Raw genomic sequence first — 14,265 nt, 5'->3', positions numbered from 1 at the left:
CAAAATAAAAGAATGGGGATAGAAATCTATGAATTCTTTACAATTTAATCGTCATCGTCGTCTAAGACAAAGCGGGGGCATGCGAGCGCTTGTGCGTGAAACATTTTTACATACAGAAGATTTTATTTACCCTATTTTTGTATTAGAAGGAGAAAATACTCGTAATGAAGTTCCTTCTATGCCAGGCGTATATCAAATGTCTTTAGATTTATTGCAAGCTGAAATGCAAGAGGTCGTTGATTTAGGTATTCGTTCTGTTATTGTATTTGGTTTACCTGCTGAAAAGGACGAAGTTGGATCATCGGCATATTGTGAGCATGGAATTGTACAGCGTGCAATTAAGCAAATTAAAGATGAGTTCTCAGAGCTAGTAGTAGTTGCAGATACATGTTTATGTCAATTCACAAGCCATGGTCATTGCGGTGTTATTGAAGATGGCGTTATTTTAAATGATGAGTCTCTTGCAGTTCTTGCAAAAACAGCTGTAAGTCAAGCGAAAGCAGGGGCAGACATTATTGCACCATCTAACATGATGGATGGATTCGTAACAGCAATTCGTCATGCATTAGATGAAAATGGTTTCGCGCACGTACCAGTTATGTCGTACGCTGTGAAATATTCATCAGCATTTTATGGACCATTCCGTGATGCTGCGCACGGTGCACCACAATTTGGAGACCGTAAAACATATCAAATGGACCCAGCAAACCGTATGGAAGCATTCCGTGAAGCAGAATCAGATGTAATGGAAGGGGCAGATTTCTTAATTGTAAAGCCAGCTCTTTCTTACTTAGATATCGTTCGTGATGTGAAAAATAACTTTAATTTACCAGTCGTTGCTTATAACGTAAGTGGTGAATATTCGATGATTAAAGCGGCGGCGCAAAATGGTTGGATTAATGAAAAAGAAGTTGTACTTGAAAAATTAATTAGCATGAAACGCGCAGGAGCTGACTTGATTATTACGTATCATGCAAAAGATGCAGCAAGATGGTTACAAGAAGGAGGCGCTAAATAATGAAAAAGTTTGATAAGTCGATTGCCGCGTTTGAAGAGGCACAAAATTTAATGCCGGGCGGCGTAAACAGCCCTGTTCGTGCCTTTAAATCTGTCGGTATGAATCCATTGTTTATGGAGCGTGGAAAAGGCTCTAAAGTATATGATATCGATGGGAATGAATACATCGATTACGTATTATCGTGGGGACCTTTAATTCATGGTCATGCGAACGACCGTGTTGTTGAGGCTTTAAAAGCTGTTGCTGAAAAAGGAACAAGCTTCGGTGCACCAACAGAAATTGAAAATAAATTAGCGCAGCTTGTTATTGAGCGTGTACCATCAATTGAGATTGTACGTATGGTTAACTCTGGAACAGAAGCGACAATGAGTGCACTTCGTTTAGCTCGAGGTTATACAGGACGTAACAAAATTTTGAAATTCATTGGTTGTTACCATGGTCATGGCGATTCGTTATTAATTAAAGCAGGTTCTGGTGTGGCGACGCTAGGTTTACCAGATAGCCCTGGTGTACCAGAAGGTGTAGCACAAAATACGATTACAGTAGCGTATAACGATTTAGAAAGTGTAAAATATGCTTTCGAACAATTCGGTGATGACATCGCTTGTATAATTGTAGAACCAGTGGCAGGGAATATGGGTGTTGTTCCTCCGCAACCAGGGTTTTTAGAAGGACTTCGTGAAGTGACAGAGCAAAACGGTGCACTACTTATTTTTGATGAAGTAATGACAGGATTCCGTGTTGCTTATAATTGTGGACAAGGTTACTACGGCGTAACTCCTGACTTAACTTGTTTAGGTAAAGTAATTGGTGGTGGCTTGCCAGTAGGAGCATACGGTGGTAAGGCAGAGATTATGCGTCAAGTTGCACCAAGCGGACCGATTTACCAAGCAGGAACATTATCGGGTAATCCACTTGCAATGACAGCAGGTTATGAAACGTTAGTGCAGTTAACGCCAGAATCATATGTGGAATTTGAGCGTAAAGCAGAAATGTTAGAGGCTGGACTACGTAAGGCAGCTGAAAAGCATAATATCCCGCATCACATTAATCGTGCAGGTTCTATGATTGGTATTTTCTTTACAGATGAGCAGGTTATTAATTATGATGCAGCAAAATCTTCAAACTTAGAATTCTTTGCAGCTTACTATCGTGAAATGGTAGAACAAGGTGTATTTTTACCACCTTCTCAATTTGAAGGCTTATTCTTATCAACAGCACATAGTGATACAGATATTGAGGCGACAATTGCGGCGGCTGAAATTGCAATGTCAAAATTAAAAGCATAATTTCTTAGAAAAAATCGCTTTCCATTAGGGGAGCGATTTTTTTTATTCATAAAGTAGCCTTAGGGAACATAAATCTGTAATGACATATAGTTTGGGAGGGGGAAAAGAAGTGGCAACAGATCATTCATTACGATTTTCGTTAAAAGAATCTGTTTGGTTCCAAAAGGGACAGGAAGTCGAAGAACTTTTGTCAATTTCGTTAGATCCAGACGTTGAGATAGAGGAGCTTGATCATGAAGTTATCGTGAGAGGGCAATTAGATTTAACGGGAGAGTACGTTGCAAGGCAAGATGATTCAGCTTATTCATTAAGAGAGCTATCACCAGCAAAGGCAATTGATTATGTAGAAACAAGGGAGGACGGGGTTAATGAACTTGTCCATTCCTTTCCGCTCGAAATATCAATTCCAAGAAATCGAGTGAAAGTAATTGAAGAATTATATGTATCAATCGAGGAATTTGATTATGAATTAAAGGAAAATGGTTGCTTACAATTGTTAGCGGATATATCTATTACAGGTTTATGTGACGAGGAAAGAACCGAGGATGAAGAGGAAGAGGCGGCGTATGCCGAGTTAGAGGATGTTTCAGCTGAAGAGGATGAGAATAGACCTGCGCCGCACGAAGAAGTACCAGCCTATAAAGAATCAGATGGATGGGAAGATTATGCATTTGAACCGTTTCAGCTAGAAGAAAGAAAAGAGCAAGAAATAGAAGAAGAGGAATTAGAAGAACATGAATTTGCGGGGCGTGAAGAGGAGAAAGAAACGACGCCACAATTTGAATTGTTCGGGCGAAAAAATTTCAAGAAAGAAAAAGCGAAAAAGCAGGAAGAGCCAGAGGAAGAGGCATATTCACAGCGAGATGAAAATGCACTTTATTTAACGAAATTATTTACGAAAGAACCAGAAGAAGAATTTACGAAGTTAAGAATGTACTTCGTACAAGAAGGAGATACAATTGAAGCTGTTGCAGAACGTTATGAAACGACTGTACAAAACTTACATCGTGTAAATCAATCAGAAGATATATATTTAACTACAGGGCAAATTATATATATTCCTGTTTCAAAAGCAAAGGCGAAATAAGTGAGTGAGTTTTTTCACTCACCTCTTTTCTTTTCCTAGAAGCTATGTTTTGAATAAGAAAGGGTTATTCGTATGGATATTGAATTACGAAATCGCTATGAACCCATTGTGAGGCAATATAGATTGGACACTCAGCATATGGAAGAGCACGGAAGTGTAATGAAAATTTATACGAATCAAGGTCCGTATGCGTTAAAGAAAATACAAGATAGAAAATTAGAGCGGAATAATTTTTTGCACCATATTCAATATTTGAAGGAGAAAGGTTTTTCTAATTATGTACCTATCTATCATGCGACGGACGGGAATTATGTTTTAAGTGATGGGACGTATAGTTATTATTTAATGCCTTGGTTAGAACGTGCGGAAGGAAATGGCGAAGATAATGATCAATACCATAAGATGTTTCAAACGCTCGGGACGTTGCATCAAAAAACGGTAAAAGAGGAGACATATACAGAAGAAGATTTAGAAAAACATTATACGAATATATCCGACCGTTGGGAAAATGATGGTGAGATGTTAGAAGAGTTTCTTGTAGAATCTGAAGCGAAGTGGTATATGTCTCCATTTGAATTACAATATTGTACGTATTATCACCATGTTATGAGAGCGCGTGAGTTCGCAACGAAGCAATTAAATGAATGGCATGATGCGATGAAAGAAAAGGAAACAACACGTACTACTTTCGTTCATGGGAATGTATCGCTTAATCATTTCTTATTTGATTATGAGCGAAACGGCTATTTTATTAGTTTAGAAAAATCGCAGTTTGCAACGCCTGTGCAAGATATAGTAGGTTTTTATTCTCGGTCTTTAAACACATATCCAATTGCACGGAGTGACCGCTTTGAATGGTATCAAATGTATCAAAAAAATTTCCCGTTTACGAAAGAGGAGCAGCTTCTTATGTTTGCGTATATGACGTACCCGTCGCATTTTATTCGGCAAATTCAGTCGTATACGAAAAGAAGAAAGAGTCGTAATGAAGAAAATGAGCTCCGCGGGGTGAAAAATCTGCAACAATCGCATTGGCTCGTTAGCAATACAGAATATTTCCTTTCGCAATTACAAGCTGCCCAGCAAGGGAACGGATAAAGTGAAACTTTAATCAGTGGGGGTTTTGTTCATCCCATACTGATTATTAGCCTTCACCAATCGGGCGTTTACGGGTAGCGGTGATTCCGCCTAACTCCTTTGCTTCAGCCTGATTTTGAGGTGGGGGTCTTATTGCCCGCAAATAGCGGGATAAAGAAGATAAGTAGGGAGCACCCTGCTTGTCTTTTTTTGTGGGATAAAAGCCGTAGTTTCAAATTTATCTTGACGAATAAGGTTTCGTTTTTTACACTATTGTATATAATAATTAACAATCATATAAATGCATTGAAGGGGAAGAGTATAACATGAAACGTCTTCAGAGAGGAGAATCATTAGCTGGGAGATTCTCTAGATAGTTATGTTAGAAGGTAGCCCTGGAGCATCTTTTCTGAACGGAATAGTTCTCATTAGGAAAAGACGGATTTGTCCGTTATCAAATTAAGAGTATAAGCAAATTCTGAATTTGTTTGTAAATAAAGGTGGTACCGCGATGTCCCTCGTCCTTTTTTGGATGAGGGGCATTTTTTATTTTAAGGAGGGAAAATAATGTCAAACACGGAAAAGAATTTACCAACTAAATATGATCATATGTCCGTTGAAGAAGGCCTTTACAAGTGGTGGCTTGAAGGCAAATATTTCGAAGCAACAGGAGACGAGAAGAAACAACCGTATACAATTGTAATTCCACCTCCGAACGTAACTGGTAAGTTACACTTAGGTCATGCTTGGGATACAACTCTTCAAGATATTTTAACTCGTACGAAGCGTATGCAAGGTTACGATGTACTGTGGCTTCCAGGAATGGACCATGCTGGTATCGCAACACAAGCGAAAGTAGAAGGGAAACTTCGTGAAGAAGGTATTTCACGTTACGATCTTGGCCGTGAGAAATTCCTTGAAAAAGCTTGGGAATGGAAAGAAGAATACGCTTCTCACATTCGTCAACAATGGGGGAAAGTTGGTTTAGGACTAGACTATTCTCGTGAACGCTTCACATTAGACGAAGGTTTATCTGATGCGGTTAATAAAGTATTCGTTCAATTATATGAAAAAGGCTTAATTTACCGTGGTGAGTATATTATCAACTGGGATCCAGCAACACGCACAGCTCTTTCTGATATTGAAGTAATTCATAAAGAAGTTCAAGGTGCATTTTACCATATGAACTATCCGTTAACAGACGGTTCAGGTCACATTCGTCTTGCAACAACTCGTCCAGAAACGATGCTTGGTGATACAGCAGTAGCGGTTCATCCAGAAGACGATCGTTACAAACATTTAATCGGAAAAACAGTTACACTTCCAATCGTAGGCCGTGAGATTCCGATTATTGCTGATGAGTATGTAGAAAAAGACTTCGGAACAGGCGTTGTAAAAATTACACCAGCTCATGATCCGAATGACTTTGAGGTAGGTAATCGTCATGACTTACCACGCATCTTAGTAATGAACGAAGATGGATCGATGAACGAAAAAGCTGGTAAGTATAACGGTATGGATCGTTTCGAATGCCGTAAAGAGTTAGTAAAAGACTTACAAGAAGCTGGCGTATTAGTAGAAATCGAGCCTCATATGCACTCAGTAGGTCATAGTGAGCGTAGCGGTGCAGTTGTTGAGCCTTACTTATCAACACAATGGTTCGTAAAAATGGCTCCACTTGCAGAAAAAGCGGTAGAACTTCAACAAAAAGAAGAAGAAAAAGTAACGTTCGTACCAGAGCGTTTCGAAAACACATACTTACGCTGGATGGAAAACATTCACGACTGGTGTATTTCTCGTCAATTATGGTGGGGACACCGCATTCCAGCTTGGTATCATAAAGAAACTGGTGAAGTATACGTAGGTACAGAAGCACCAGCGGATATTGAAAACTGGAATCAAGATAACGACGTACTTGATACATGGTTCAGTTCAGCATTATGGCCGTTCTCAACACTTGGCTGGCCGGATGAAGATTCAGCAGACTTTAAACGATACTATTCAACAGATGCTTTAGTAACTGGTTATGATATTATCTTCTTCTGGGTATCTCGTATGATTTTCCAAGGTTTAGAGTTTACAGGAGAGCGTCCATTTAAAGATGTATTAATTCACGGTTTAGTTCGTGATGAGCAAGGACGTAAAATGAGTAAATCTCTTGGTAACGGTATTGATCCGATGGATGTTATCGAGAAGTACGGTGCAGATGCAATGCGTTACTTCTTATCAACAGGAAGTGCACCAGGTCAAGATTTACGCTTCAGCATGGAGAAAGTAGAATCTACTTGGAACTTCATTAATAAAATTTGGAACGCATCACGTTTCGTATTAATGAACATGGATGACATGAAGTATGAAGAAATCGATTTAACTGGTGAAAAATCAGTTGCAGATAAGTGGATTTTAACTCGCTTAAACGAAACAATCGAAAGTGTAACACGTAACATGGATAAATATGAGTTCGGTGAAGCTGGTCGTTCATTATACAACTTCATTTGGGATGATTTCTGTGACTGGTACATCGAAATGGCGAAACTTCCACTATACGGTGAAGATGAAGCAGCTAAGAAAACAACTCGTTCTATTTTAGCTTACGTATTAGACCAAACAATGCGTCTATTACACCCATTCATGCCATTCGTAACAGAGAAAATTTGGCAACATTTACCGCATGAAGGTGAGTCTATTACAGTAGCGGCATGGCCAACAGTTCGCGAAGATTTACAAGATACAGAAGCGGCAGCAGAAATGCACCTTCTAGTTGATATCATTCGCTCTGTTCGTAACATTCGTGCAGAAGTAAATACGCCAATGAGCAAAAAAGTTCAAATGCAAATTAAAGCAAAAGATGAGGCTGTACTTGCTCAACTTACGAAAAACAGCTCTTACATTGAGCGTTTCTGTAATCCAAGTGAATTAACAATTAAAACAGATTTACAAGCACCAGAAAAGTCGATGACTGCAATCGTATCAGGTGCGGAGTTATTCTTACCGTTAGCTGATCTTATCAATCTTGATGAAGAGAGAGCGCGTCTTGAAAAAGAATTTGAGAAGTTCGATAAAGAAGTAGAACGTGTACAGAAGAAACTTTCAAACCAAGGTTTCGTAGCGAAAGCTCCTGCAGCAGTTATTGAGGGAGAGCGTGCGAAAGAGCAAGATTACCTAGAAAAACGTGAAGCAGTTCGCCAACGTCTAGCAGATCTTGAGAAATAAAATGTTTTTTAGAGACTCACTATATTGGTGAGTCTCTTTTCTTTGCGTATAATAGAATGATGAAGGTTTTTTGAAAGGGGAAAAGCATACGTGATACATACATACGAAGAAGCGATAGGATGGATTCATAGTCGATTGAAATTTGGAATTAAGCCAGGATTAGAAAGAATGAGATGGATGCTAGAAGAGCTCGGAAATCCAGAGCGTCATATAAAATGCGTTCATCTTGCTGGTACAAATGGAAAAGGTTCAACTTTAACATACATGCGATATATGCTAGAAGGTGCGAAATATAAGGTAGGAACGTTTACTTCTCCTTATATCGAAACATTTAATGAGCGTATTAGTGTAAACGGAACGCCAATTGCAGATGAAGAGATTGCAGAACTTGTAAATATGGTAAAGCCAGTCGTTGAAAAATTAGATGAGACGGACTTAGGAGAAGCGACTGAGTTTGAAATTATTACAGTAATGGCAATTTGTTATTTCGGTAAAGTTAATTTCTGTGATGTTGTTTTATTTGAAACGGGGCTTGGGGGAAGATTTGATTCTACAAATGTTATTCATCCGGTTCTCACGATTATTACGAATATTGGTCACGATCATATGCATATTTTAGGCAATACACTAGGAGAAATTGCATATGAAAAGGCAGGAATTATTAAGTCTGGTGTTCCAGTTATTACTGGTGTGAAAAATGAAGAAGCATTACAAGTAATTCAAAAGGTTGCTAAGGAAAATCATGCAAGCTTATATGAACTTGGAAAACAGTTTACAACATTACATAAACAGTCAAACGAAGATGGAGAACAGTTTGGTTTTACTTGTCCTTTCGCTGCATTTGAAGATGTGCAAATCTCAATGAAAGGTATTCACCAAGTAGGAAATGCAGCATTAGCACTTATGGCAGTGATGTACCTGAAAACATATGTATCATTTTTAATTGAAGAAGAAGAAATAAGAACTGGATTACATGAAGCGTATTGGATTGGACGATTTGAAAAGTTGCAAAGTAATCCAGATATTATTATAGATGGTGCTCATAATCCAGAAGGTATTGAAAGTCTTGTGAAAACGGTAGAGGCACATTACAAAGATAAAAATGTAATAGTTTTATTTACTGCCCTTGGTGATAAACAATTGCATAACATGGTAGGTCAATTAGAAACTATTGCCGATGAAATTATTTTTACAACATTCGCCTTTGATCGTGCTATTTCTGCTGACAAGCTTGCATCGTATTCGCAAAAAGAATCAAAATTAGTTTTTGAAAATTGGAAAGAGGCAATTGATACAAGGGTTGAAATGATAGGAGAAAATGATGTCTTTATCATAACGGGTTCTCTTTATTTCATTTCTGAAGTTCGAAAATATATTCGCGAAAAAAACTAGATAGTCTTTGCTATCTAGTTTTTTTGTTCTACAAATGAAGTCAAATGCATACATATAAGATAATTATATAGGATAATTTGGCGAATTTCTCTGACAAATATCTCGTTTTTTTGTGAAATGAATATGATATGATGCGGACAACGATAAGAGGTGAGGTGTGAGTGTATGGACAAGCAATCACGAACGATCTCAGTGAAAGTGAATGGAACAGAAGCGAAGTATGAGGAAAAGAAGAAAGATGAATTTGACTGGATGGTAGTAGAAAGTGAGAGACTGCAAAACGTCGTTCCGTTTCAAAAAGCGAAATCAATGTCTATGGAAAAATACCGAAAGAAGTGGAGTAATACATTAATTGCAATTGTTGCAACTGCGATTATTATTGGTACGGCGTTGGGAATGGGAATGCTTCATGTCACTGGACAAGGGACGACAGGAGGAAGCGAGGTAACAGCTTCGAAACAGACGGGGAATGAAGAAGCTAAGGTGGGGGGAACGGCAGAACAAACACCAGCACCAAAAGAGGAAAAACAAAAAGCACAGGTAGGAACGACATTAGATCCGATGAAATTATTTTTTGTTCAAGGAGGGATTTATTCTTCCGAGGAAAAGGGACAGGCCGCTCTTGAAGAATGGAAAGGTAATGGGGGCGTTGCAGCTTTGAAACCGAGCGGTGATAAGTATGCATTAGTTGTTGGTATTACGAGCGATGAACAGGCTGTTAATCAATTAATAGATCAATATAAGCAAGATGGTGTTTCAGTTTTGAAAAAAAATTGGGATATTACAGATAAAGCATTGCTCAAAAATGATAAAGAAGTAGGAATGTTTTTAGTGAAAGTACAGCCATTATATACTCATTTAGCAAAGTATGTGTCCAGCGTACAAACTAGTGGGAAAAGTAATCCAAAAGATGTAGAGGCGATTGAAAAAGAGTGGAAAGCTATTGAAAAGGAAGGAAAGAGTATGAAGCGTGAAGATGCGAAGAAGCTTTATACGTATACGTCAGTAGCGGTGCAAACGATTAAAGAGGGAAAGAGTGATAAGGAATCTGTAGCTAAATTAAATCAAGTTATTATTGATGGATTACTTTCGTACGAAAAAATGGTTTCACAAAAAGTAAAATAATAAGATAATAAGATGAAGGAGAAAGAAGTACATATACTTCTTTCTTTTCTTTTGAATTTAGAGCAAAGTGCATTCTATATGGGCAGAATATAATCGTGTTTAAAAAGAACTATTATTTTGTTTAGAGAAAATGATATTTCTAGAATTTGTGGGGAAACTATTCCTTTGATACGATTGATTTGAATTATTCTGCTTCATGTGAGAAGGGAAGGAGAAAATATGAGGAAAATTATTTTAGCTTCAGGATCACCTAGGAGGAAGGAACTGCTTGAATTAGCTGATGTGCCATTTGAAATCGTTGTTAGTGAAGTAGAAGAGACGATTGGCGCATATTCATCACCTTCGGATATTGTTATGTCGCTTGCTTTGCAAAAAGCATCTGCTGTGGCAGAAAACCATAGTGATCACGTTGTACTAGGTGCAGATACAATTGTTACATATGATTCGCGAATTCTTGGAAAGCCGTCTAATGAGGCTGAGGCGAAAGAAATGTTACGATTATTATCGGGGAAAACACACGAAGTATACACAGGTGTTGCAATTATATCGAAAGAAAAAACAGTAACTTTTTATGAACGTACAGAAGTAACATTTTGGGAATTAACAGAAGAGGAAATAGACGTATACGTTGCATCGAAGGAACCACTTGATAAAGCAGGAAGCTATGGAATTCAAGGTAAAGGGTCTATTTTTGTTCAACATATTCAAGGGGACTACTACAGTGTAGTTGGTTTGCCAATTGCGCGTCTTGTCCGAGAATTAAAACAGCTTGATAGTGATGTAACCCATGCGTAAAATTGCATGGGGTTTTCTTTAGGAGAAATCGTAAAAAAGGGGTGGAGAGATGAACGGTATTCGTGATGTTGTGAGAGAAGAACAGCCACGGGAGCGTTTATTGTTAGAAGGAGCAGGAAGTTTATCGAATCGAGAACTTCTTGCAGTTTTACTCAGAACGGGTTCTAAAGAAGAAACAGTTTTAAAGTTATCAGATAAAATTTTACATCACTTTGATGGTTTACGTATGTTAAAAGATGCAACTTTAGAAGAGCTGGTCAGTATACATGGCGTTGGAATTGCAAAGGCATCTCAGCTTATGGCTGCTTTTGAATTAGGTAGAAGAATGGTACGTTTAGAATATCAAAATAGATATAGTATTCGAAGTCCAGAAGATTGCGCGAGTTATATGATGGAAGAGATGCGTTTTTTGCAACAGGAGCATTTTGTTTGTGTAAACATACCATAAATACTAATAAAATTCTATGTCTAATACTTCCGTACTTCCTTCTTTTTTATCTATTTTGATATTTTCTATAAACATACTCATAAAACGTTTTTTCTCCTCTGAAGGTAGAACGGGCCAGTTATTTTTAATATTATTCACAATCTCTTTTATAACGTCATTGTTCACGTCTTTGTTGTTATTTGGTTTTAAAAGATGTAAGTTTTCTTTTACTGAATCTAGTATGTGTTTTGTTTCTTTCATTCGTGCAGCGAATTCATCGTCTGTCATTAAATCATTAGACCAAGCTTTTTGGAACTTTTCTCTTTGGCGTTCTACTTTTGCAATTTGTTTTTTTAAAGTTTCTGATTCATCGTCTTTTTTCTTTAATGGTGTAACTTTTTCAAAATGTAACGCAGAAATATAATCTAGGAAGGCTTTTTCTACTTTTTTTTCACTAGTAGCAAAAGCTTTCTTTTTATTTAAGGCACAGGGTTGGCAACGATATTGGTTGCTTTCAACATGCTGATCATCTTTTTTTCTATAATACATAGATCGTTCGCTAGTTAGGTGGTTACCGCAGTTTGGACAAATCAATTTCATCTGATAAATAAAAATAGAGCTAGTTTGTCGTTTTTTTCGGTTTTGTCGACTTGATAATATCTTTTGTAATTTTGTAAATCTATCTTTTGTAATGATTCCTTGGTGTGCATCTTCTATTATTTCATTAGACCATCTTATAGCTCCATACATGGCGTGATTGGAGAGGATATCCAATATGGTACGTATATGCCATTTGTAACCTCTGATGGGCTTAATATAGCTGTCTAAATGAGTGGCGAGCTTTCTGATAGAGTATCCTTCTTCTATTTTTCTTGCCATGTCTAAAACAACTTTACTTTCGATATCATTTATTACCAGTTTGCTATGCTCATCTTTATCAAACCCAAAGGGAGCCTTTGCTGAATATTCTCCTTGCCGAGCTTTTTCTAATTGCCCCATTCGTACGCGTTCGCCTAAGTTTTCTCTCTCCCATTGTGCGAGCGCAGCAACTATAGTTATAAACATTCTTCCCATCGCTGTGGAAGTATCATATACTTCAGTCGCTGACTTAAAAGCACAATTATATTTGTCAAATTCATCAAGTAACTTGTATAGGTCCATAACGGACCGAGTTAAACGATCCAGACGATAAACGAGAACTGTAGTAATCAAACCCTGTTTAATATGATCCAACATAATACCTAATTGTGGACGATTTGTATCCTTTGCTGATACACCTTCATCCACATAGAACTTAAAATTATCCCAATCCTGAGCCACGCAATATGCTTTTAATTTTTCTCTTTGAGCCGAAATAGAGAAACCGTCTCTTGCTTGTTCTTCTGTACTTACTCTTATATAAATTCCAACCGTCACTTTTTATCTCTCCTTTAAAAAAGAGGACAGCTGTACTGGCTGTCCATTAAATTCTTAGCGCTAAGGATTTAATTAATCTAACTCTACGATGTAAAGAACTACTTTACCATGTATTTTTAAGTTCTTTGCATTTTCATAAGAAACCGTGTAATCAAAGAATCTGTTATCGTGTGAGTCAGGTCTAAATATCACACGCTCATTTTCTTTATCATGGAAAAATCTTTTAACTGAGTATTCTCCACCATTACTAAAAACAACTATATCTCCATTTTTAAGATCCGATAACTCTACTTTTTTAACAACAATTAAAGAACAATGTGGAATAATTCTATTCATTGAATCCCCGTTTACTCTAGTTACAAATACATCATTGTTTCCAGCCCATTTACCCATTAATGAATTTGGCATTGATATCTTTTCAAGTTCATTATCTGAGATTGAATCAACACAGTGTGGAAGACCAGCTGAAATTGATGTTGGAAAATAATTATATTGAGATTCCGCTATCATAGATGTTGTTTCATTAGTGATTGTATATGGTTCTATTGTCGAAGGGAACAAGTCATTGATTGACACATCTAATGCATTTGCTATTGCAAATAACGCATCTTGTTCGGGCTCATTCGTTCCATTTTCATAAGATGAAATTGTATTATGTTTTTTTCCTATTCGTAAACCTAATTCCTTTTGAGTCATTTTCTTTAACTTCCTATAGTGCTTTATCTGTTGTCCTACATACTTAGAAACGTCCTGTTTCATGAAGTTTCACCACCTTTCTAAATATATTATACCACACTTCATGAAGTTTTAAACAATAAATTTCATAAAACATGAAATAAATTGTTGAAACTTATCTTTTTTTCATGTATCATGAAGAATGTTAGCGAGGAGGTGGATAAAGTTGCAAGATAAATTAATATCTTTTCGTATGAGCAAAAGGGTGACTCAAAAGGATATGGCTGAATTATTGGGCGTTGACAAAAGAACATACATAAATAAAGAACATGGTGTTACTCAATTTAAAGCAAATGAAATGTTCTTAGTCGCTCAATATTTTGGTGCGGAAATCGAAGAAATTTTTTTACCTACAAACTTCATGAAACATGAAGTTTTAGTAGCGGAGGGATGAAATGGATGAAGCGATCTATATTAGATAATCCGCCAAGCGAAGAAACTAAGTTGAAAATGTTGGAATTCTTTATGGAAACTTTAGTTCCTCGTGTATTAGCTGCTCGTAAGGCAGAAGCCGAATCGAAGAAAGGAGGTGGAAAACCATGAACGGAGTATTATCAGCAAGTAAATTAATGACAGCTGCTCAAGTAAAAGAGAAGTGTGCTGAGATGCGAAATAATCCGACAGCAATGCTTGCTGTTGAGTTAGAAGCGAAGAAAAAGTTATATGAAATGAATGGCAAATAATGAAGGAG

13 protein-coding genes, 1 pseudogene and 1 other annotated feature are annotated in these 14,265 nt (G+C 37.2%); of the genes and pseudogenes, 12 read left to right on the top strand and 2 right to left on the bottom strand.

Annotation, left to right across the window (positions count from 1 at the left end):
• The first annotated feature begins 28 nt into the window (after window positions 1-28).
• From hemB to QUF93_RS23650, 9 genes and pseudogenes are all read left to right on the top strand, one after another.
• Entirely contained in the window at window positions 29-1,018 is a 990-nt protein-coding gene (hemB, locus tag QUF93_RS23690; protein WP_289360352.1) for a porphobilinogen synthase, read from the top strand.
• Window positions 1,018-2,307 (top strand): glutamate-1-semialdehyde 2,1-aminomutase, encoded by a 1,290-nt coding sequence (gene hemL, locus QUF93_RS23685; protein WP_128280825.1) that lies wholly within the window; start codon window positions 1,018-1,020, stop codon window positions 2,305-2,307. Before hemB ends, hemL begins: the two co-directional genes overlap by 1 nt.
• Before the next feature lie 79 nt (window positions 2,308-2,386).
• On the top strand, window positions 2,387-3,394 hold the full coding sequence (spoVID, locus tag QUF93_RS23680) for a stage VI sporulation protein D (RefSeq protein ID WP_289360351.1): 1,008 nt from the start codon (window positions 2,387-2,389) through the stop codon (window positions 3,392-3,394).
• Between the two features lie 72 nt (window positions 3,395-3,466).
• Window positions 3,467-4,492, top strand: coding sequence for a spore coat protein YsxE (gene ysxE / locus QUF93_RS23675; protein ID WP_289360350.1), 1,026 nt, complete (start codon window positions 3,467-3,469; stop codon window positions 4,490-4,492).
• A 276-nt stretch (window positions 4,493-4,768) separates the two neighbouring features.
• Window positions 4,769-5,000 (top strand) — a binding site (T-box leader).
• A 38-nt stretch (window positions 5,001-5,038) separates the two neighbouring features.
• Window positions 5,039-7,684 (top strand): valine--tRNA ligase, encoded by a 2,646-nt coding sequence (locus QUF93_RS23670; RefSeq protein ID WP_289360349.1) that lies wholly within the window; start codon window positions 5,039-5,041, stop codon window positions 7,682-7,684.
• Between the two features lie 90 nt (window positions 7,685-7,774).
• Complete coding sequence (locus tag QUF93_RS23665; RefSeq protein ID WP_289360348.1) at window positions 7,775-9,076, top strand: bifunctional folylpolyglutamate synthase/dihydrofolate synthase; 1,302 nt, start codon at window positions 7,775-7,777, stop codon at window positions 9,074-9,076.
• 165 nt (window positions 9,077-9,241) lie between these two features.
• Window positions 9,242-10,201 carry a stage II sporulation protein B gene (locus QUF93_RS23660; protein ID WP_289360345.1) on the top strand — a complete coding sequence of 320 codons (960 nt, stop codon included), beginning with the start codon at window positions 9,242-9,244 and terminating at the stop codon, window positions 10,199-10,201.
• A 219-nt stretch (window positions 10,202-10,420) separates the two neighbouring features.
• Window positions 10,421-10,996: a Maf family protein gene (locus QUF93_RS23655; RefSeq protein WP_002122787.1), complete on the top strand. Its 576-nt coding sequence runs from the start codon at window positions 10,421-10,423 to the stop codon at window positions 10,994-10,996.
• Window positions 10,997-11,045: 49 nt separating this feature from the next.
• Window positions 11,046-11,432, top strand: a pseudogene (locus QUF93_RS23650) (UPF0758 domain-containing protein); the annotation flags it as partial.
• 15 nt (window positions 11,433-11,447) lie between these two features.
• On the opposite strand, the gene QUF93_RS23645 reads toward QUF93_RS23650, so the two are convergent.
• Together QUF93_RS23645 and QUF93_RS23640 are read right to left on the bottom strand one after the other, a co-directional pair.
• Window positions 11,448-12,839: a recombinase family protein gene (locus QUF93_RS23645; protein ID WP_289375845.1), complete on the bottom strand. Its 1,392-nt coding sequence runs from the start codon at window positions 12,837-12,839 to the stop codon at window positions 11,448-11,450.
• A 72-nt stretch (window positions 12,840-12,911) separates the two neighbouring features.
• Window positions 12,912-13,598 carry a helix-turn-helix domain-containing protein gene (locus QUF93_RS23640; protein WP_078176334.1) on the bottom strand — a complete coding sequence of 229 codons (687 nt, stop codon included), beginning with the start codon at window positions 13,596-13,598 and terminating at the stop codon, window positions 12,912-12,914.
• Between the two features lie 142 nt (window positions 13,599-13,740).
• On the opposite strand from QUF93_RS23640, the gene QUF93_RS23635 reads away from it, so the two are divergent.
• From QUF93_RS23635 to QUF93_RS23625, 3 genes are read left to right on the top strand one after another with little or no spacing between them, the layout of a single operon-like run.
• A complete protein-coding gene (locus QUF93_RS23635) occupies window positions 13,741-13,968 on the top strand; it encodes a helix-turn-helix transcriptional regulator (protein WP_078176335.1) in 228 nt (75 codons plus the stop codon).
• Between the two features lie 5 nt (window positions 13,969-13,973).
• On the top strand, window positions 13,974-14,117 hold the full coding sequence (locus QUF93_RS23630; RefSeq protein WP_165690440.1) for a hypothetical protein: 144 nt from the start codon (window positions 13,974-13,976) through the stop codon (window positions 14,115-14,117).
• Window positions 14,114-14,257 (top strand): hypothetical protein, encoded by a 144-nt coding sequence (locus QUF93_RS23625; protein WP_165690441.1) that lies wholly within the window; start codon window positions 14,114-14,116, stop codon window positions 14,255-14,257. Before QUF93_RS23630 ends, QUF93_RS23625 begins: the two co-directional genes overlap by 4 nt.
• Window positions 14,258-14,265 lie beyond the last annotated feature (8 nt).

This window comes from Bacillus hominis, assembly GCF_030348325.1.
GTDB classification, from domain to species: domain Bacteria; phylum Bacillota; class Bacilli; order Bacillales; family Bacillaceae_G; genus Bacillus_A; species Bacillus_A hominis.
The sequence above is the reverse complement of the archived record's forward strand: the minus strand, read 5'-3'. Positions and strand labels throughout refer to the sequence as shown.

Excerpts from the sequence above, each read along its gene's own strand:
- QUF93_RS23640 (WP_078176334.1), bottom strand. The coding sequence starts at position 13,598 with ATGAAACAGGACGTTTCTAAGTATGTAGGACAACAGATAAAGCACTAT.
- spoVID (WP_289360351.1), top strand. The coding sequence starts at position 2,387 with ATGACATATAGTTTGGGAGGGGGAAAAGAAGTGGCAACAGATCATTCA.
- QUF93_RS23670 (WP_289360349.1), top strand. The coding sequence starts at position 5,039 with ATGTCAAACACGGAAAAGAATTTACCAACTAAATATGATCATATGTCC.
- QUF93_RS23625 (WP_165690441.1), top strand. The coding sequence starts at position 14,114 with ATGAACGGAGTATTATCAGCAAGTAAATTAATGACAGCTGCTCAAGTA.
- ysxE (WP_289360350.1), top strand. The coding sequence starts at position 3,467 with ATGGATATTGAATTACGAAATCGCTATGAACCCATTGTGAGGCAATAT.
- QUF93_RS23630 (WP_165690440.1), top strand. The coding sequence starts at position 13,974 with ATGAAGCGATCTATATTAGATAATCCGCCAAGCGAAGAAACTAAGTTG.
- hemB (WP_289360352.1), top strand. The coding sequence starts at position 29 with ATGAATTCTTTACAATTTAATCGTCATCGTCGTCTAAGACAAAGCGGG.
- hemL (WP_128280825.1), top strand. The coding sequence starts at position 1,018 with ATGAAAAAGTTTGATAAGTCGATTGCCGCGTTTGAAGAGGCACAAAAT.
- QUF93_RS23655 (WP_002122787.1), top strand. The coding sequence starts at position 10,421 with ATGAGGAAAATTATTTTAGCTTCAGGATCACCTAGGAGGAAGGAACTG.
- QUF93_RS23660 (WP_289360345.1), top strand. The coding sequence starts at position 9,242 with ATGGACAAGCAATCACGAACGATCTCAGTGAAAGTGAATGGAACAGAA.